This is a genomic window from Lachnospiraceae bacterium GAM79, from assembly GCA_020735665.1.
In the GTDB taxonomy this organism is placed as follows: Bacteria; Bacillota; Clostridia; order Lachnospirales; family Lachnospiraceae; genus Coprococcus.
The window spans coordinates 2022256-2040690 of record CP085928.1; the positions used below are offsets into that span (position 1 = coordinate 2022256).

The 18435-nt window shown below is 39.9% G+C and carries 18 protein-coding genes and 1 tRNA gene; 3 read left to right on the plus strand and 16 right to left on the minus strand.

The window, feature by feature from the left end; translation table 11 throughout:
* Positions 1-461: 461 nt before the first annotated feature.
* From LK416_09095 to tig, 15 genes are all read right to left on the minus strand, one after another.
* Positions 462-797 (minus strand): helix-turn-helix domain-containing protein, encoded by a 336-nt coding sequence (locus tag LK416_09095; GenBank protein ID UEA73833.1) that lies wholly within the window; start codon positions 795-797, stop codon positions 462-464.
* A 217-nt stretch (positions 798-1014) separates the two neighbouring features.
* Complete coding sequence (locus tag LK416_09100) at positions 1015-2211, minus strand: ATP-binding protein (protein ID UEA73834.1); 1197 nt, start codon at positions 2209-2211, stop codon at positions 1015-1017.
* Positions 2212-2419: 208 nt separating this feature from the next.
* Entirely contained in the window at positions 2420-2647 is a 228-nt protein-coding gene (locus LK416_09105) for a hypothetical protein (protein ID UEA73835.1), read from the minus strand.
* Positions 2648-2656: 9 nt separating this feature from the next.
* Positions 2657-3436: a hypothetical protein gene (locus LK416_09110; protein UEA73836.1), complete on the minus strand. Its 780-nt coding sequence runs from the start codon at positions 3434-3436 to the stop codon at positions 2657-2659.
* A 279-nt stretch (positions 3437-3715) separates the two neighbouring features.
* Positions 3716-4348 (minus strand): ThuA domain-containing protein, encoded by a 633-nt coding sequence (locus LK416_09115; protein ID UEA73837.1) that lies wholly within the window; start codon positions 4346-4348, stop codon positions 3716-3718.
* A 109-nt stretch (positions 4349-4457) separates the two neighbouring features.
* Entirely contained in the window at positions 4458-5114 is a 657-nt protein-coding gene (locus LK416_09120) for a hypothetical protein (protein UEA73838.1), read from the minus strand.
* Positions 5115-5283: 169 nt separating this feature from the next.
* On the minus strand, positions 5284-6399 hold the full coding sequence (locus LK416_09125; protein UEA73839.1) for a DUF6017 domain-containing protein: 1116 nt from the start codon (positions 6397-6399) through the stop codon (positions 5284-5286).
* Positions 6396-7301: a ParB/RepB/Spo0J family partition protein gene (locus LK416_09130; GenBank protein UEA73840.1), complete on the minus strand. Its 906-nt coding sequence runs from the start codon at positions 7299-7301 to the stop codon at positions 6396-6398. The genes LK416_09125 and LK416_09130 overlap by 4 nt, the downstream gene beginning before the upstream one ends.
* Complete coding sequence (locus tag LK416_09135; protein UEA73841.1) at positions 7294-8076, minus strand: AAA family ATPase; 783 nt, start codon at positions 8074-8076, stop codon at positions 7294-7296. Before LK416_09135 ends, LK416_09130 begins: the two co-directional genes overlap by 8 nt.
* Positions 8077-8095: 19 nt before the next feature.
* A complete protein-coding gene (locus tag LK416_09140) occupies positions 8096-8341 on the minus strand; it encodes a hypothetical protein (protein ID UEA75934.1) in 246 nt (81 codons plus the stop codon).
* A 198-nt stretch (positions 8342-8539) separates the two neighbouring features.
* Entirely contained in the window at positions 8540-10159 is a 1620-nt protein-coding gene (gene lysS / locus LK416_09145) for a lysine--tRNA ligase (GenBank protein ID UEA73842.1), read from the minus strand.
* 41 nt (positions 10160-10200) lie between these two features.
* Positions 10201-10683: a transcription elongation factor GreA gene (gene greA, locus LK416_09150; protein ID UEA73843.1), complete on the minus strand. Its 483-nt coding sequence runs from the start codon at positions 10681-10683 to the stop codon at positions 10201-10203.
* Positions 10684-10827: 144 nt separating this feature from the next.
* Positions 10828-10911, minus strand: a tRNA-Leu gene (locus LK416_09155).
* Between the two features lie 89 nt (positions 10912-11000).
* The gene (locus LK416_09160) at positions 11001-12155 is read right to left on the minus strand and encodes an FKBP-type peptidyl-prolyl cis-trans isomerase (GenBank protein ID UEA73844.1); all 1155 of its coding nucleotides are present in this window, start codon (positions 12153-12155) and stop codon (positions 11001-11003) included.
* Positions 12156-12226: 71 nt separating this feature from the next.
* Positions 12227-13441, minus strand: coding sequence for a trigger factor (gene tig, locus LK416_09165; protein UEA73845.1), 1215 nt, complete (start codon positions 13439-13441; stop codon positions 12227-12229).
* 500 nt (positions 13442-13941) lie between these two features.
* On the opposite strand from tig, the gene nrdD reads away from it, so the two are divergent.
* From nrdD to dut, 3 genes are all read left to right on the plus strand, one after another.
* Complete coding sequence (gene nrdD / locus LK416_09170; GenBank protein UEA73846.1) at positions 13942-16068, plus strand: anaerobic ribonucleoside-triphosphate reductase; 2127 nt, start codon at positions 13942-13944, stop codon at positions 16066-16068.
* A 263-nt stretch (positions 16069-16331) separates the two neighbouring features.
* Entirely contained in the window at positions 16332-16868 is a 537-nt protein-coding gene (gene nrdG / locus LK416_09175; protein ID UEA73847.1) for an anaerobic ribonucleoside-triphosphate reductase activating protein, read from the plus strand.
* Entirely contained in the window at positions 16868-17314 is a 447-nt protein-coding gene (dut, locus tag LK416_09180; protein UEA73848.1) for a dUTP diphosphatase, read from the plus strand. Before nrdG ends, dut begins: the two co-directional genes overlap by 1 nt.
* 58 nt (positions 17315-17372) lie before the next feature.
* Here dut and LK416_09185 read toward each other — a convergent pair whose 3' ends face one another.
* Entirely contained in the window at positions 17373-18413 is a 1041-nt protein-coding gene (locus LK416_09185; GenBank protein UEA73849.1) for a peptidyl-prolyl cis-trans isomerase, read from the minus strand.
* Between the last annotated feature and the right edge of the window lie 22 nt (positions 18414-18435).

The window sequence follows — 18435 nt, forward strand, 5'->3', positions numbered from 1 at the left end:
GGATATAGAAAAGTATCATAAACAAAAAAGCACCTTACTGTAAAAGTAAAATGCTTTATAGAAAAATATATTCACTTGTTATTATCTTTCCATTTCTGCCTTTAAGAAGCTACGCCTTATCCCACAGCTTGTAAAGAGCGTTGACACATTGCGTTGCAACAGGCTCTTGACACGCCGTGAACTAAGACATTGATAGCGAACAAGCAGAAATGAGATAGTATGTTGTTTCACGACATAGAAAAAGACGCTCTATTTCAAGCGTCGATTTCTTATAACTCTGTATTTCTCTTTATAAGTCGTTACATCAGGCTCTTTCATTTGTTGTAATTTCGTTGTAAATTTCCTTATTTTCTTCTTGCTATTTTGCTGATAGATACTGTATTTATGCGGTATTCCTCAATTTGGTATCTGTTTTTGGCACAAAAAAAGAAAGCTCGTCGATTAGGACGAACTTCTGTGTTTTATGGAAGTATTTGCTTTGACTGCTTCACAAGTGTATCTATAACTTCATAAATTCTGTTTCTATCTTCAGGAGCAAGTTTTTCAAGTTTCTCATTCAGCATAGAGTTCTTGACTGTGTATCCCGTTTCCAAAACATCTGTAAGAACCATATCCGATGATACACCTAAAGCATTTAGTATCTTTATGAAAGTTTCGAGTGACGGAATTTTCTCTCCACGCTCAACCATACCAATATAATTTGTTGTCAAGTCTGTTTTCTCAGCCAAATCTTCTTGGCGTAATTTCTTCGCAAGTCGGAACTTTCTTATATTCTTGCCGATTGTATCGAGCTTCATCACATCACCTCCCTTAGTGTGCTTCACTCATTTGGACAAAGGGGTATGAAATGCACACCCAAAATCGCTACTTTTGCAAAAATTTCTTGAAAAAATTTTTTCTGAACGAAAAAAAGCCGCCTATTTCCTCAAAATTGAGGTCAATAGATGGCGGGTAGAAATATTCACAATTTTGGTGTATAATATGAAATCCAGAGAAAAACAAATCGGAATTTATCTATCTGCATCGCAGCCATCTACAAATATCGACCACCTGCACACCCTGATAATCATAAGTTTCATGATGGGTCCTTGCAATTACCATCTTAGGATATGCATCTCGTATTGCAAGCAATGGCGAATATTCCCTCTCAAATGTTGTTTCATCTGAAATATTGTCACTTACCTGAATGTATATCAGTGTGTCTCGTTTCTTTGCTACAAAGTCCACTTCTTTTTTATAAAGTTTACCAACATATACCTCATAACCTCTCCTTCGTAACTCCAGATAAACAATATTCTCATAAACCCTTCCAAAGTCCATATTTCGTGTACCATTGACTGCATATCGAAATGCTGGATCACAAAGATAAAACTTACTATTGTTTTCGAGATATTTTTTCCCCTTTAGGTCATACCGTTTTGCCTCATAAAATAGAAATGCGTTCTCTAAATAACCAATGTATTTTGATACTGTCTTTCTGGTAATCTCTCTTTGGTCATTATTTAATGTCTTGCAGATATTATTGGGAGAAAGCAGGTTGCCAATATTATCCATCATAAATTCAGATATACTGGCAAACTCTGATGTATTTCTTATTCTATATTTCTCAACCAAATCTCTTATAAGAATAGTCCCATACACATCTCTGATATAATCATACTGTCTATCCTCTGTCTTATATACATAGGCTCCCGGCATACCACCGGTTCGGACATACTGATCAAATGCATCATCAAATCCATCCGTAATTCCATAATAAGTCAGATATTCCACAAAAGAAAAAGGATATACCTTTATTTCCATCGTTCTTCCGGTAAAAAGTGTTGCCAAATCTGAACTTAACAAAAATGCATTTGAACCGGTAACATAAATATCATAGATTCCTTTTGTATAAATACTATTGATTGCAAGTTCGAACTGAGGGCACATCTGAACCTCATCAATCAATAATACGTTATTCATTCCCTCTTTATATTGACCCAAGATATACTTATGCAATGCATGATATTCCAGCAAATGATCAAACTCTAATTCCTGAAGGTTTATCATTACAATATTGCTCTTTTCCTCTAACGACTGCAGATAAGTGATAAATTCCTGTAGCAAAACAGACTTGCCGCTTCGTCTGATGCCCGTGATTACTTTTATATCTGGCGTCCCATATAATTCAATCAATTCATCTAGATACTTTTGCCTTACAATAAACTGCATATCACTATCTCCCATTCCCATTTTTTGAAATTTCTTTATATTTTGGTAATACATTTCATGTATATTCTAGCACAGTCAGCTGCTTCTGTCATTATTCTATTCCCATTTTTTTTAAATAATTCATTTTCTGGTAATAGCATTTTCTTATAGAGCAAAAAAGCAGCAGACATTTCGTAAACGCATGGTTTGACGTTTACATTCTATCTGACTATATTTTCATTGTATCACAATTCAAAATAATTATATCTCCACCATCCGACATAACCGCAGCCTGCACATATTTATTTATGACATAAAATATGATGATGAACGGTATGCCATCAATCGCAACCTTATTTGCATTTAACTTGCCATTTTTATAATATGGTTTTAACAGTTTCTTCGGTAATGCCTTCAGGTCATCGAGTACGGCACCGCCAATATTCTTCTTTCCCATAAGCACCACCTACAAACTTGTATCCCGGCTCTTTTTCTTCGTTTTTTCACGCTGCCGGTTCTTGTCTTTCTGTTTCTTCTGTGACTGCTCCTTCTTGTCCTTGATTCTCTCCGTAAGCGACTTATCCTTCTTCGGATTATGTTTTCTCGCCGCTTCCTTGATTTCCTCCTTTGCATTTGGTGTGATACTTCCGGATTCCAAAACTTCATTCTTGTGATCCTTGATCTCAAATCTCGTAGAGAATCTTGACAGTGTTTCCACATCATCCATATTTATCTCACCATTATTTACAAAGTCAGCCGACATAACCTCCTTGCCCTTATCATCGTAAAGTACAAGTGTCTTGGTCATTTCCTTCTGCTCCTCAAGTACCTGTTCGGAAGCCATCTTCAGTAATGCTGCCATCTGGTCTATGCTTTTCACTTCACAGAATGCAGTATGCGTGATGGAACCATCTGCCCTCGTTACCTTTTTCATATCCACCGGAATATGACTTTTCTTACAGGCTTTCTCTAAAAGCTCCGCTGTTCTCTCATCATTCACATCAATATGCGTGACATCTTTGCCCTCTCTGTTGAATCCCTTTAATGAGCCATGCGTTTCCTTATAATTCGACATTACCTTATCGACAACCTTGCCGAGCAATGTCTCCTTCTGTTCCTCGCTCATACCAGGATTCTGCTGTTCAGACCGCTTGCACGCATCTGCAATGGCAGTAATCAGATCTACGCTGACAGTCACAATCGCCTTTCCTGTCTGGAACGACTCCTGCGTCAATTCATCGACCATTGTTCTGTCCTCCCGATATTATTTTCTCTATGCTTCCTGTCCTGTGTGGGTGGTCTTACCCACGGAATACCATTTTTGCTATACATCAGGTATCCTCCTTCTTTTTTATTTGAACTTCTGGACAATTTGTCCAAAAGCTGCTCTCTTGTTCTTTGTCCATGAAAGGACAAAAAAAGAGCATTCATGCTTTTACACATAAATGCTCTGACGCTGTTTTATTATAAAATTGTCTTATCTGTTGTTCCCTACAAACTGGAATTTGACGCTCTATTAATGCTATTAAACCCAATCAATAGCATTCTTTACAAGTTTGACAAATGGTTCACAGGTCAGATTTTGGGTAGTGTGTGCAGGAACGATACAGCAGATTTTTCCCTTGCCATAGGTGTGAATCCATACAGCAGGCTGAACGCCGTTCTTTGAAACGGTTTCTGCAAGAATCGTTGTATCAGCATTCGGAATCATTTTCATTACATAATGTTCGTCAAAATCAGGGAATGTGAATTTGCCAATGCCTTCAATAATCGGATGTTCTGCTATCGGTTTTACAGTAAGCGGACATTGTTCGGGATGAGTGATAAAGTTACTTCTTACAACATTTGTGAGGATTGCGTGATTTTCTGTGTAATCAGTAAGTGATGCGTGAAGCATAATCGTTCCCATACCATTCTGAATATCATTCAGAAATTTCTCCGTCCATTTTTCATCACACCAGATTGGAGTAGGAATCTGATCATTTTCAATAGGATCTTTGAAAGACAAAAACAAATCAAACTGCCCCTTGAAATAATCATTTGGATTCTTTGTGAATGTTACTTCATAATCTGCGTTAAACAGATAGTTCATCATAGGCTTGATGGAATCATCGTGATGCCAGTAATCGTGTACCAAAACAAATACTTTTTTACTCATAAGTTATACGTCCTTTCATCACCATTTTATGGCTACGTTTTTGTGAATTCTCGTTTTTTAGATGTGCGTTAAATTCAAATTTTCATGTGTTCGACAAACTGGAAGTTGTTTATCCAAAATGAAATGGAATAACCATATCAAGTAAAACTGCAAGAACTATACTAATCGTTCCCATTAGCGCAGAACTCCTCAATGTGTCTCTCCTCAAAACAATAAGTCCAATAATAAAGACTATCACTTCCAAAACAGATTTTGCATTAAAATACCAGCATCCATATACAAAGCACATATTGAACAATACTGCCAAAATCAGCGCTGATAGTATAAATGCCAGTTTGCTTTTCCCCTTTGCATACCAACAGACAAAAGCCAATAATGGAGAAACAGCTGTAAATCCAAACCAAATCATCGCATAACTTCTTGGGAAAAATCCTGCAATATAGTTTGAATACAAATAGTAGCTTGCAACCATACCAACAAAGAATACAAAAACATTGATGCTTGCTCTTATTGCAGAATTGCTATAAATAGAAATACACAGTGCAATCAATATCCAGATTGCAAAACGCCCAAGAAAATTACCAATATCTAAGACTCCATTTATTGCCATAAGCACACCTGGAAGTTCAGTTTGACGAAAATCCAGATATTTTGAGAAAGTTCCCAAAGCTATTCCGAGAAACAATATCGCTATGGTATTTATAAGTTTTCTATTATTGGATATTGGATTTTCTGCATTCCTTATATCATTCAAAAAATTTATCATAATTACCCTCACAAATTCCGATTTGTAAAACTGTTGCATTGATTATATCAAAGAATCATACTTGCAGCAATCCCCTTAAAACGAGAGGCAGGTGTGCCCTCCTGCCCCTCAAAAGGAAGGGAAGGTGAAAAATATATAGTCAACTGCTGTTTCCAGCAGCTATGAATCGTTACTTACCATAGAAGTCATGGTTTACTTCTGCTTTATAGTAATTACTACATGTTACCGGAGCATTATACAGTGTCGTGAGCATATAGCTTCGTATGTTGCGTACCTTTGTAGTATTGTTGCGAAGGCATTCCAGCACATACTCCATCGTATGAAAATCTATCTTCTCCAATCTGCTCCGAACAACATCATATGGGAAATCATATTTATTGATACGGATTACTGGCTGTTTAACCGCTATGGTCTCAACCATCAGCTCCACCAATTCGTTTATGTCCATCTTCTCTGTAGGATGGCACTGAAGCAATACGTCATAATCAATATTGTCTTTGATAAATGAGCGCACTTCATCCATCCTATCCATCGTATCAGTTTTCACGCCTGTGCCTGATGGAATGATAGGATAGGTAATCTCCTCCGTATTCTCTGTAGTATTCTCTGTATTTGTCTTACAAAACTTTGTATGAGGTGGTACATCGTTTTGTGGGAGGGTGTTACAAAATTTTGCAGGAGGGTCATACGAAGTTTTGTAGGGGGTGTTACAAAATTTTGTAGGAGGGTCATACAAAGTTTTGTATGAGGAGGTACAAAATTTTGTAACAGGCTTATTTGCTTGGTTTTCAGCCTGTTTTTGTATTTCTTCCCCTGTGTTTTCTACATCTTCGTCATCTCCTGGTATGTCCAGATATGTACATGTGTAAAGTCTATCAACGCATAGATCAATATACATGACATTATTTAAGACCATTCCGCTATTTGTTTCTATGTTACGGAATTCACGACGGATCACACCGATTTCCTCTAGTCTGTCAAACGCTGCCTTCACACTTCTCCGTGATTCTCCAAACTGCTCGGCAAAATCATTGTAGGTTTTCTGTAGCAAATCCTCTCGAAACTTTTTTCTGTAACCAATTGTCATGCCGCTATGCTCGTCCCGTACTTCCACAGGACGATACCAATACACGATTTCCGACAACACACAGATAGCGAGAAGGTATGGCTTGCCATTTTCACGCAAAATTGTTTTATACCAATTTACCGGTGTAACATTGCCACTAATGCTCATCTCTGCCAGCGCATCCACCGACGCATTACCGGTATTTACAATATTAGTCATGCCCTCTCACCTCTTTTCTTCCATTCATCTAAGAGGTTTATTATAACCTCTGTAATCTTTTCTTCCGTATATCCTTCATCAAAGTAGTCATCCAATCTGTCTGCCTTGAACGTTACCTTTCTCGGCTTTGCTAACACCTGTTCCGGAAGCATGATGTTCCTCACTTCTTCCTGTGTAAGCATATTTTCCCGGCAGGATGCCTTTAGTCTTGCCGACTGCTCTATATTAGGGAATATATTCCTGTCGAGTATTATATCGAGTACCCACTGCTGCTGCTTCTCGTTCAGATACGAAAGATCAACACCCTGAATAAAACCAATCTTTTTCCTGTCAACAAAGTCAAGCAGTTCATCAGAGAGCTTTGCAAGTCTGATATATCGCTGAATCTTCTTTGCGTTCTCGCCGGTTTCCTCACTCATGATATCAAGGCTACTACCCTTATCTCCCTTAATGCCCTGATGTTTCATGGCATAGTAACGCATACTATACGCCCTTGCCTTTTCGCTTGGAAAGATATCTTCTCTCTGAATGTTACTGTCCACCATGACAATGGTAGCTTCATCATCATTCAGATTGCGAATGAACATCGGCATGGTATCAAGACCGGCAAGTTCACAGGCAGCCTTTCTTGTGTGTCCGGCAATAATTTCATAACCACCCTGCGGTCGCATTCTCGCAATTCCTGGAACAAGCACGCCATACTGTCTGACACTCTCTACCATTTCCTCTAGCTTATCTTCATGGATCTGAAACGGATGATTTCTGAATGTATGCAGACTTGCTAAAGGTATTTCTCGGATTTCACCACCATTTGCATTTGCCTGTTCCAGATTTTCGTTTGTACCAAACAGATCGTCAAATGATTTCATCTTTATCTTGGAAGCACTATTGGATTTATTCATCTGCAAGCACCTCCTTTGCGAGCTTCTTATACGCCGCCGCAACTTTTCCTCTTGGGTCATGCTTGAATATACTCACACCCTCTGCGGAAGTCTCTGCCGCTCTCACAGAATGTGGGATAACCGCACCAAACACACGGACATTTTTGCCATAGATTTCTTCCACCATGGACTTGATTTCCTTTGCGTAATTGGTACGTCCAACCATCTTTGTGAAAACGATTCCCTCTATCCCAAGATTCGGATTCAGATATTTCTTTGTCCTGCCAAGGGTAGTGATAAGCTGTTGCAACCCCTTTACGGAAAGGTACGCTGCTTCTATCGGTATGATGACCGAATCAGCCGCAGTCAGGGCATTCATTGTCACCATGCCAAGGCTGGAATTGCAGTCAATCAGGATATAGTCATACAAGTTTCTCACACTTGTTATGTACTCTTTCAATATGTACTCTCTCCGCATGGTATTTACCAATGTGACTTCCAGTCCGGAAAGTTCGATATTGCATGGAAGAAAAGATACTCCCTCCTCATGTACAATAACCCCTTCCCGCTTTCCATAATCTTCATCATTGATCACTTTACCCATGATCGTCGAGAGAGTAACATCAAGCTCATCAGGCTCTGCTACGCCAAGGCTTGATGAAAGGGATCCCTGACTATCCGCATCTATAAGTAGTACCTTCTTGCCTTCTCTTACCAAACCTATACCTAAGTTCACTGTTGTCGTAGTCTTTGCTACGCCACCTTTTTGATTCACGATTGCTATTACTTTACACATACCGTTGTACCTCCATTCCCTATCGAATCACCATGCCACTTCCTACATAGTGGCATTGTTCATTCAACTGTTTTGCATTGATGGATTTCTTATCAGAATCCGTTTTCTTTCTCGACACTTCTGCATATACACGCTTGTATTTATCTGTCCCCACATTGTCAAAAAATGTCGAGACATTATTCAATTCAAATCTTTTATCTCTCTGAAGCAGACGGACAAACCAGCGTATATCATTCTTTGTTCCCTGAAGTCTAATCTTTAACATCTGATCACTCCTCTTAGTTTTATCTCATGACACAAAAAGGACACCTTCCAATAATTTCTTAATGGAAAGTGTCCTTAAAATTTTGCAAATATTTAATTTCTATGCACTAAGCGGAATATTATTGTATTTTGTTTTTGAATTTTGTCGTACTAAGTGTCGTACCATCTCCTGTAATATCTCTGCAAACCCGCATAAATCCTAGTTCTCGCTATTCAACGACTTCATAGTCGGGAAGAGGAGCACATCACGGATTGCCTGTGAATCAGTCAACAGCATAACCAGACGGTCGATACCATAACCGATACCACCTGTAGGAGGCATACCGATCTCTAATGCATTTAAGAAATCCTCGTCTGTGTGCTCTGCTTCATCATCACCGGCTGCTGCATTTGCATCCTGTGCTGCAAAACGCTCACGCTGATCAATCGGATCGTTCAGCTCGGAGTATGCATTACACATCTCCCATGTGTTAATGAACAACTCGAAACGCTCAACCTTGCTTGGATCAGAAGGCTTCTTCTTGGTCAAAGGTGAGATCTCGATCGGATGATCCATGATAAATGTAGGCTGGATCAGCTTTTCTTCGCAGAACTCCTCAAAGAACAGGTTAATGATATCACCCTTCTTATGACGTTCTTCATATGCAATATTGTGTTCATCAGCCAGCTTCTTAGCTGCTGCATCATCTTCTACCTGATCGAAGTCGATTCCGGTATATTTCTTGATCGCATCATTCATGGTCAGACGCTCAAACGGCTTACCGAAGTCAATCTCGATTCCATTATAGGAAATCTTTGTGCTTCCACAAACCTTCTCAGCAAGATAACGGAACATGGACTCTGTCAGTTCCATCATACCTTCATAGTCTGTGTATGCCTGATATAATTCCATCAACGTAAATTCCGGATTGTGCCTTGTATCAACACCCTCGTTACGGAATACTCGTCCGATCTCGTAAACTCTTTCCAGTCCACCTACGATCAGACGCTTCAGATATAATTCCAGAGAGATACGAAGCTTTACGTCCTCATTTAATGCATTGTAATGTGTCTCAAATGGTCTTGCTGCCGCACCACCTGCATTTGCAACAAGCATAGGAGTCTCAACCTCCATGAAATCACGGTCTGCAAGGAAGTTACGGATCTCCTTTAAGATCTGTGAACGCTTAATAAATACAGCCTTGCTCTCCTGATTCATGATAAGGTCTACATATCTCTGACGATATCTGACATCTGTATCTGTTAAGCCATGGAACTTCTCCGGGAGAATCTGTAATGACTTACTTAAAAGTGTCATTTCTTCTGCATGGATAGAAAGCTCTCCTGTCTTTGTACGGAATGCCCAGCCCTTTACACCATAGATATCACCGATATCGGATTTCTTGAAATCTGCATAAGCTTCTTCACCGATCTGATCTCTTGCAACATACACCTGAATGTTACCCTTCAGATCCTGAATATTACAGAAGGATGCCTTACCCATAACACGCTTGAACATCATACGTCCTGCAATGCTTACATGGATCGGTGATGCATCCATGATTGCTCTTCTCTCGTTATAATCGTTGTTCAGCACTTCCTTCTTCTGTGCATCATCCAGTCCCTCTACGTCCGGCTCCTGTCTGCCTGCAAGAAGCTCTGCCTCATGCGCTGTATATGCTTCTTTTACATCTGTGCTGTGATAAGTCACATCATACTTTGTAATCTCAAATGGATCTTTGCCTGCCGCCTGTAAATCTGCCAGCTTCTCACGACGAACCTGTAACAGCTTATTTACATCCTGTGGCTTAGCCTGATTATTCTGCTTATTCTCTGCCATCTTTGTTTAATCTCTTTCTACTATATTGATTATTCTGTTTATTAGATTGCTCTCTTGATATCTAATATTCTGTATTTGAATTCTCCGTCCGGTGCTTCTACTATTACTTCTTCACCAACGCGCGCACCCTTTAATGCCATACCAACCGGTGATTCATCAGAAATCTTATTCTTCATGATATCTGCTTCTGTTGAACCAACGATGTGGAATACAACTTCCTCGTCAAATTCATAATCATATACTGTTACGGTACGGCCGATACCGACAACCTCTGTATCAACCTCATCTTCGTCAACGACCTCTACATTTTTCAGGATAGCCTCTAACTGCTCGATTCTTGCTTCGATATCACGCTGCTCGTCCTTTGCCGCATCATACTCAGCATTCTCAGATAAGTCTCCCTGCTCTCTTGCTTCCTTGATCTTGGCAGCAATCTCTCTACGTTTATTTACTTTCAGATCCTGAAGTTCTTCTTCAATTTTTTTAAGTCCTGTATAGGTAACTACCTGTTTCTTTTCAGCCATCGCCGACTACCTCCTAAACAATATCTGTGTTTTCCGTTAAGTTCTCACAAGTATCCTACATTATATTCCAGTTTCCCTGTAATGTCAAACCTGTATACAGAAAAAAAGAAGCCTTAAAGCTAAGACTTCTTTTTCTTCTATCAATGCAGTTGATGGGACTTGAACCCACACCCACGTAAGTGGACATGAACCTGAATCATGCGCGTATGCCAATTCCGCCACAACTGCATGAAAACGTGCTTTATCTCACGCACTCGTTTAATATAGCACGTCATCTGCTTCTTGTCAAAACAAATTTTGTAAAAACGTTAATTTTTTTATTCTGCCTCTGAAGCTGTCTCTGTTGTTGACTCTGTGCTCTCTGCTTCAGTGGAACCATCTTCCGATGCATCTTCTGAACTTGCTTCTGTTGAATCTACCTGAACAGCTGTACCCATCAGATAATCAAGAACTTTTTCCTCTGTTGCATAGAATTTCAGATCGCTCGCTGAATATTTGGAGTTGATCGTATCCTCGTCTACTTCATTATCATCCATCAGCTTCTGCTTATATGCATCAGTCTCTTTATCATTTGCGACCAGATCTTTTTCTAACGCGATCGAGCTGACAACGATCTTCTCCTGCATTACAGATTCAACTGTGCTCTGAAGATAGGAAACAAATGAGGCCTCGTCTGTGTATCCATAAAAATACTGTAGGAATGTCTGTACACCGATTCCATACTGAGAAGCACTGGATTCGATATTATCCATAACACTCTTTACATATGCATCAATCTCGCCTTCCGGATATTTGGTAAACGTTGTTTTCTCTTTAATTGCTTTTAACACATTAGCTCGGTCAGTACTGTCTGCCGATTTATCTGTATCCTTCTGAAGCTCATCCGTCAGATACTTGGTATAATCCTCTGTCGTTGTATATTTACCATCCGTAGCCGACTTCACAAGGTCATCTGTATATTCCGGTGTTGTCGTTATCTTGATATAATTGATCGTTACATCAAATTTTGCTTCCATACCGGCAACCGTTGTATCTGAATAATCGTCCGGATATGTGATTGTGAATGTCTTCTGTACACCGGGCTTTAATCCGATCATCTGCTCATCAAGTCCGGGTGCTAACGCATCCTTACCCATAACAATACTGGTTCCGGCTTCGTCATCGTTCTTTGCCTTTTCCTCGCCGTTGATGGTTTCAACGTAGTTGATATTAACATCGTCACCATCCTTGATCACGCTGTCATAATCCTTTGTTTCTACATTATTATCTGTACAGAATGAATTAATCTTCTCGTCAATCTGATCCTGTGTTACTTCTCTGGACGTTGGTACATACTCGATACCATCATAATCCTTTACTTCCGCACATTTTGCATACTGTCTGAATTCACTCTTTGTGCTTCCGCATCCGCTAAGCACCCCCATGCCGACAACCGCAGTCAGACACAGAGCCATTACCTTCTTCATTTTCATAATATAATCTTTCTCCTCAGAACTTCATCTTATTAATTCTTTATTTACCGAACTCTGTTTCGACATCTGCTCTAGTTTGCTTCTGTTATTGCTTCTGTTGTAGTTTCTTCTTCGGAACTCGTTGCTTCTGTCGCTGCTTCTGTCGTTGTCTCCGTCTTCTTACCATTATCAAGAAGGAAAGTCATAACCTTGTCAGCCAGTGTATAATACATCAGATCCTGAGATGAATACTGTTCCTTTACAGAATCCTCTGTTGCGTCATTCTCCTCCGCGAGTTTCTTGATATAGGCTGTTTCATCATCCGAATCAATTGTAATATTTTCTGCCTTTGCAACCGCGCATACTACCTTTTTTTCTTTTACGGATTCCTGACAGATCTGATTCACATATTCTTTGAATGAATCTTCATCCTCATAACCGTAATAATATTGGATAAATGTTGCATAATCAATGCCATAATTACTTGCCTGTGATTTCAACTGTGTAATGATCTCATCTGCCAGACTACTTACCTCTTCTGCCGGAATATCCTCAATTGTTGCCTTATTGATAACATTTGTCATAACAACATTCTGTGCCGATGTAAGTGCAGTTGCTTCATTACTTGCTTTCAGCTCACTTCTGATGGATTCCTCATACTCGGCTGTTGTCTTATAAGAAGTATTCGCAGCTACCAGCGCATCATTATACTCTGCTTCCACAGGAATCTTGATATAGTTCAATGTAGTCTTGAATACAGCAGCTTTGCCATCCATATCATTGCCATATCCGTCCGGGAAGGTTACATTTACATCAAATGTATCTCCTGCCTTATGTCCCACGATCTGATCTTCAAATGTGTCGATGAGGGATTTTGATCCAAGTGTTACATCATATCCTGAACCGTTCGTATTACCACCATCAAATTCTACACCATCTACAGTACCTACAAAATCAATATTTACTGTATCTCCTGATTTTGCCGCACTTGTTTTATCCTCATTATATGTCGCACAGGATTCAACAAAATCATCTACCTTCTTCTGTACATCATCCTCAGTTACTTCTGCAGGAGCATACTCATATTCAATACCCTTATACTCCCCCAGAGTTACTCCCTCCGCATACTTGGCAATATATTCATCAATTGTCAGATCAGCTTCTGTACTGTCCTCTGTTGCATCCGTCTGTGTCGCTTTATTCAAATTACCGGTCACATCTTTACCCTTATCTCCACAACCTGCAACCATGGATACTGTCATTGCCATTGCAAGAGCAACCGCAAATCCCTTTTTTAATTTTCTCATTGTACTTACCTCTATATTATTATAAAATTAGGTATCACCTATCATAGCTTTATATCACACTTTCTATTAAAAATAAAGCTATTTTACGCAATTCATAGAAATGTCACAAACTATATAACATTATCGTTATATCTTCAATTGTTTGCAATACTTCGACAGTATCCGGTCCTCCGAATACAATTTCCGACAATTTCACATATTATCAAGCACCGCTCGAACGTTAAATCACATTTTCCCATGCAACACAATATCTAGTATTGTTTCTTTATTTTTTTCTCAATATTTTGTACCATTTGATATAGACAAACCAGAATGGTGATGCTATAATGTGTAACTGTCGGGGACATAGAGTTACAAAATATTCAAAACGATTTTTTAGTCTCACAGATTTTAAATCGTTCATTTTTTTGTCTTTTTTTCGCGCACGACGCAATATGTTGTGGGGCGAGCAAATATTGCACTCAATATCTAGATAACCATTTTAGGAGGAGAATAGAAAAATGCAGGTAATCAAAAGAGACGGAAGAGCCGTATCCTATGATCGCAGCAAGATTATCGTTGCCATTCAGAAGGCAAATGCCGAAGTTGAAGACTGCGAAAAAATTTCTGAAGAAAAAATCGAAGAGATCATAGACGGCATCGAAGCAAAAAACAGAAAACGAATGCTGGTTGAAGATATTCAGGATATCATTGAACAAAAGCTCATGGCAGAGGGGAAGTTTGTTCTTGCCAAGACTTACATTATATATAGATACAGCCGTGAACTGATTCGTAAGGCAAACACAACTGATGATTCGATCCTCAGTCTGATCAAGAACAGAAACAAAGATGTTATGGAAGAAAATTCGAATAAAAACGCAACAGTTGCATCTACCCAGCGTGATCTGATCGCAGGCGAGGTTTCAAAAGATCTTACAAAGAGGCTCCTGCTTCCGGAAAAGATCTCAAAAGCCCATGAAGAAGGTGCGATTCATTTTCATGATGCAGATTATTTCTTACAGCCTATCTTCAACTGCTGTCTGATCAACATTGGAGATATGCTCGACAACGGCACTGTCATGAACGGCAAATTGATCGAGAGCCCTAAGAGCTTTCAGGTTGCATGTACGATTGTTACACAGATCATTGCAGCCGTTGCCTCCAGCCAGTATGGTGGTCAGTCCGTTGATATCCGTCACCTTGGAAAATATCTGCGCAAGAGCTATAACAAATATAAAGCATTATATCAGGAAGAATTTGGAGACAGATTGGATGCTGATACATTAGAGGAACTGGTAAAAGAAAGGCTGAACGATGAACTTCGTTCCGGTGTTCAGACAATCCAGTACCAGATCAACACCTTAATGACTACAAATGGGCAGTCTCCATTTGTAACCTTATTCCTGAATCTTGATCCAAATGATGAATATATCGAAGAAAATGCCATGATCATAGAAGAAATCCTCCGTCAGCGTTTAGAGGGTATCAAGAACGAAGTTGGTGTCTATGTGACACCGGCATTTCCAAAGCTGATCTACGTTCTGGATGAACACAACTGCTTAAAGGGTGGCAAATATGATTATATCACTCGTCTTGCCATTAAGTGTTCTGCAAAAAGAATGTATCCTGATTACATCTCCGCCAAAAAGATGCGTGAGAACTATGAAGGAAATGTATTCTCATGTATGGGTTGTCGTTCTTTCCTTTCTCCTTGGAAGGATGAAAATGGCAACTACAAATGGGAAGGTCGTTTCAATCAGGGAGTTGTCAGCCTGAATCTTCCACAGATCGGAATTCTGGCAAAAGGTGATGAGGATAAATTCTGGTCACTCTTAGACGAAAGACTCCAGTTATGTTATGACGCTTTGATGTGCCGTCACAGAGCTCTGGAGGGTATCACATCCGATGTCAGTCCTATCCACTGGCAATATGGTGCAATTGCACGACTAAAGAAGGGTGAGGTTATCGATCCATTGCTTCACAACGGCTACTCTACTCTGTCGCTTGGATACATCGGATTGTATGAAACTTCTATCCTGATGAAGGGTGTCAGCCATACAGATCCTGTCGGTGAAGAATTTGCTTTAAAGGTTATGAATAGAATGCGTGCAGCCTGTGATAAATGGAAGGCTGATACCGGACTTGGTTTCGGATTATACGGAACACCTGCCGAAAGCTTATGTTACAGATTTGCCCGTATTGATAAAGAGCGTTTCGGTACGATCAAGGATGTTACAGATAAGGGCTACTACACGAACTCTTACCATGTTGATGTACGTGAGAAGATCGATGCATTCAGCAAGTTCAGATTTGAGAGTCAGTTCCAGACGATCTCATCCGGTGGTGCAATCTCCTATGTCGAGATACCAAATATGCGCAACAATCTGGATGCACTTGCAGAAGTGGTTCGTTACATTTATGAGAACATCCAGTATGCTGAATTCAATACAAAGTCTGACTATTGCCATGTATGTGGCTATGATGGTGAGATTATCATTAATTCAGACGGCGAATGGGAATGTCCTCAGTGTGGTAACAAAGACCATGCAAAAATGAACGTTACAAGAAGAACCTGTGGTTATCTCGGTGAGAACTTCTGGAACGTCGGCAAAACAAAAGAAATGGCTTCCAGAGTATTACACCTGTAGAATTCAGGTCTGATGCATGTGGTTCAGCCATACCACAGATAAAGACATATACCACATACGATCAGAATATACCGGAATTTTTATAAAAACACTTGCTATATTGAAAAAATTGGTTTATATTAAAGCTATGCATAAAGTATTTACTTGTATGAACAGTTTACATCCGATTTTTAACTAAGTGCATTAATAATTTCAATTTGTATGGTCTGCATGTCGTAGAGGGCAATGCGGGCCATACTTTTTGTATGGGAGAAATAATAATTATGAATTATATGGATATCAAACGGTGTGATATTGCAAACGGAACCGGAGTTCGAACCTCTCTGTTCGTATCCGGCTGCACACACCACTGTAAAGGTTGTTTTAATCAGGATACCTGGGATTTCAACGCAGGTAAGCCTTTTACGCAAAAAGAGATCGATACGATCATTGAACTCTGTAAGCCGGATCATATTGTAGGTCTTACTTTGCTGGGTGGCGAGCCATTGGAATTCGTCAACCAGCAGGGTCTGCTTCCACTTCTGGAACAGTTCAAATCTACTTACCCGGATAAAACGATCTGGTGCTATACCGGCTACGATTTTGAAAAAGACGTTCTGGACAAGATGTATTATCAGTGGGATTTCACTCACAAATTCCTGTCCTATCTGGATGTTTTAGTCGATGGCGAATTTGTTGAAGAGAAAAAAGTTCTGGATCTGCGATTCAGGGGTTCCACAAATCAGAGAATATTAGATGTTCCAAAATCACTGACTGCCAAGAAAGCAGTCTTATGGGACGAGAAAGGAAGGTACTTCTAATGGCCACATTTGATATTAACATTAAGAAACTGAATGAAAATGCGACGATTCCTTCTTATGGTTCTGAATTTGCTGCCGGAGCAGATCTGTATGCCTGCATGGATGAGCCTGTAACGATTGCTGCCGGAGAAACCCAGTTCATCCACACCGGACTGGCTATCGAGATTCCGGCCGGCTATGCCGGACTGGTCTATGCAAGAAGCGGTCTTGCTTGCAAACGTGGTCTTGCACCTGCCAATAAAGTAGGCGTTATCGACGCTGATTACCGTGGAGAGATCATGGTAGCACTCCACAATCACTCTAATGTTGATCAGACAATCGAAAGTGGCGAACGTATTGCTCAGCTTGTTATCACTCCATACATTACCGGCTGTTTCCATACTGTAGATGAATTATCCGATACCGTACGCGGTGAAGGGGGATTTGGCTCAACAGGAAGAAAATAAACAAACGAAAAAATGTCCATGGTACGAAATGTACCATGGACATTTTTATTCTATCCCATTAACTAAACGTGATCATACTATACACATCGGTATTTACGCTCTTGGAATAAGTGTAATCTTTATCAATCTTTGATACCCAGTTCGTTAAAAGATTATTAAAATAGGCATCATTTGCCTCTTTTGTCAACTCCGCTTTATTCGTAGCGGTTGCTTTCTCATCTGTCAGATATGTCATCTGAAAGATATGATAGCCATTCTCAGTCTCGATAACCGGGGAGATATCTCCATCCTGCATATCATATAAAGTATCCAGCACCTCTTGTCCATAGCTTTCCAGGATCTGATCCTTACTCATCGTATGGCTTCCGGCATATCGCAGGTTGTTTGTGTGGCCAAGGAAAGTAATATTCAGGTTCGGATTGTCCGATAACTGCTGTTTGATCGAAGTATAAGCCTCGTCCGCTTTTTGTTTCTGTTCTGCAATCTTATCCTTACTGTACACTACGATATTTCCAAAATCATCCTCATAATAACATTCAAAGAACATATCGTAAAATGTCGTCATTCTTGCCTGCTCATCGGATACCTCGGCAGAGGAATCGCTCATGACATGATCGTAAATCTTCTTCGCCAGTGCATTCTCCTGAAGAACACGGGATGGTGTATCTGCCTCCATGCCGGTTTCCTTCAACTGCTCATCGGTCAGACTGTTATAAAAATCTTCCGCTTCCTGTTCTGCCTGTGCCTGTTCTTCCTCCGTCAGGCTGATCTTGTATTCATCTGCCTGTGCGATCAATGCCTTAGTCTGGACAATGTTGGAGATTACTTCACGCCTTGCCATTTCCTCGACATCCATCTCAATACCGCCATCCGTTTCGATCGTTTTGCCCCAGATGTCGCTGCCGTATTCTTTCTCGTACTCATCAATGGTTGTCTGTGCATAGATATACACCTCGTCCAAATAAATGTTGTCATTTCCGAATTTGAATACAATATATTTTCCTGTATTATCCTGACTCTCTTCTCCGCACGCTGCAAGTGTAAGTAACATCACACATGCGCAGATCAAAGAAATAGCCTTTAGAATTCTACGTTTCATCCACCAAACCTCCTGTTCTTCC

Coding starts and splice junctions, on each gene's coding strand:
- LK416_09095 (UEA73833.1), bottom strand. CDS start 797: ATGAAGCTCGATACAATCGGCAAGAATATAAGAAAGTTCCGACTTGCG.
- LK416_09100 (UEA73834.1), bottom strand. CDS start 2,211: ATGCAGTTTATTGTAAGGCAAAAGTATCTAGATGAATTGATTGAATTA.
- LK416_09105 (UEA73835.1), bottom strand. CDS start 2,647: ATGGGAAAGAAGAATATTGGCGGTGCCGTACTCGATGACCTGAAGGCA.
- LK416_09110 (UEA73836.1), bottom strand. CDS start 3,436: ATGGTCGATGAATTGACGCAGGAGTCGTTCCAGACAGGAAAGGCGATT.
- LK416_09115 (UEA73837.1), bottom strand. CDS start 4,348: ATGAGTAAAAAAGTATTTGTTTTGGTACACGATTACTGGCATCACGAT.
- LK416_09120 (UEA73838.1), bottom strand. CDS start 5,114: ATGATAAATTTTTTGAATGATATAAGGAATGCAGAAAATCCAATATCC.
- LK416_09125 (UEA73839.1), bottom strand. CDS start 6,399: ATGACTAATATTGTAAATACCGGTAATGCGTCGGTGGATGCGCTGGCA.
- LK416_09130 (UEA73840.1), bottom strand. CDS start 7,301: ATGAATAAATCCAATAGTGCTTCCAAGATAAAGATGAAATCATTTGAC.
- LK416_09135 (UEA73841.1), bottom strand. CDS start 8,076: ATGTGTAAAGTAATAGCAATCGTGAATCAAAAAGGTGGCGTAGCAAAG.
- LK416_09140 (UEA75934.1), bottom strand. CDS start 8,341: ATGTTAAAGATTAGACTTCAGGGAACAAAGAATGATATACGCTGGTTT.
- lysS (UEA73842.1), bottom strand. CDS start 10,159: ATGGCAGAGAATAAGCAGAATAATCAGGCTAAGCCACAGGATGTAAAT.
- greA (UEA73843.1), bottom strand. CDS start 10,683: ATGGCTGAAAAGAAACAGGTAGTTACCTATACAGGACTTAAAAAAATT.
- LK416_09160 (UEA73844.1), bottom strand. CDS start 12,155: ATGAAAATGAAGAAGGTAATGGCTCTGTGTCTGACTGCGGTTGTCGGC.
- tig (UEA73845.1), bottom strand. CDS start 13,441: ATGAGAAAATTAAAAAAGGGATTTGCGGTTGCTCTTGCAATGGCAATG.
- nrdD (UEA73846.1), top strand. CDS start 13,942: ATGCAGGTAATCAAAAGAGACGGAAGAGCCGTATCCTATGATCGCAGC.
- nrdG (UEA73847.1), top strand. CDS start 16,332: ATGAATTATATGGATATCAAACGGTGTGATATTGCAAACGGAACCGGA.
- dut (UEA73848.1), top strand. CDS start 16,868: ATGGCCACATTTGATATTAACATTAAGAAACTGAATGAAAATGCGACG.
- LK416_09185 (UEA73849.1), bottom strand. CDS start 18,413: ATGAAACGTAGAATTCTAAAGGCTATTTCTTTGATCTGCGCATGTGTG.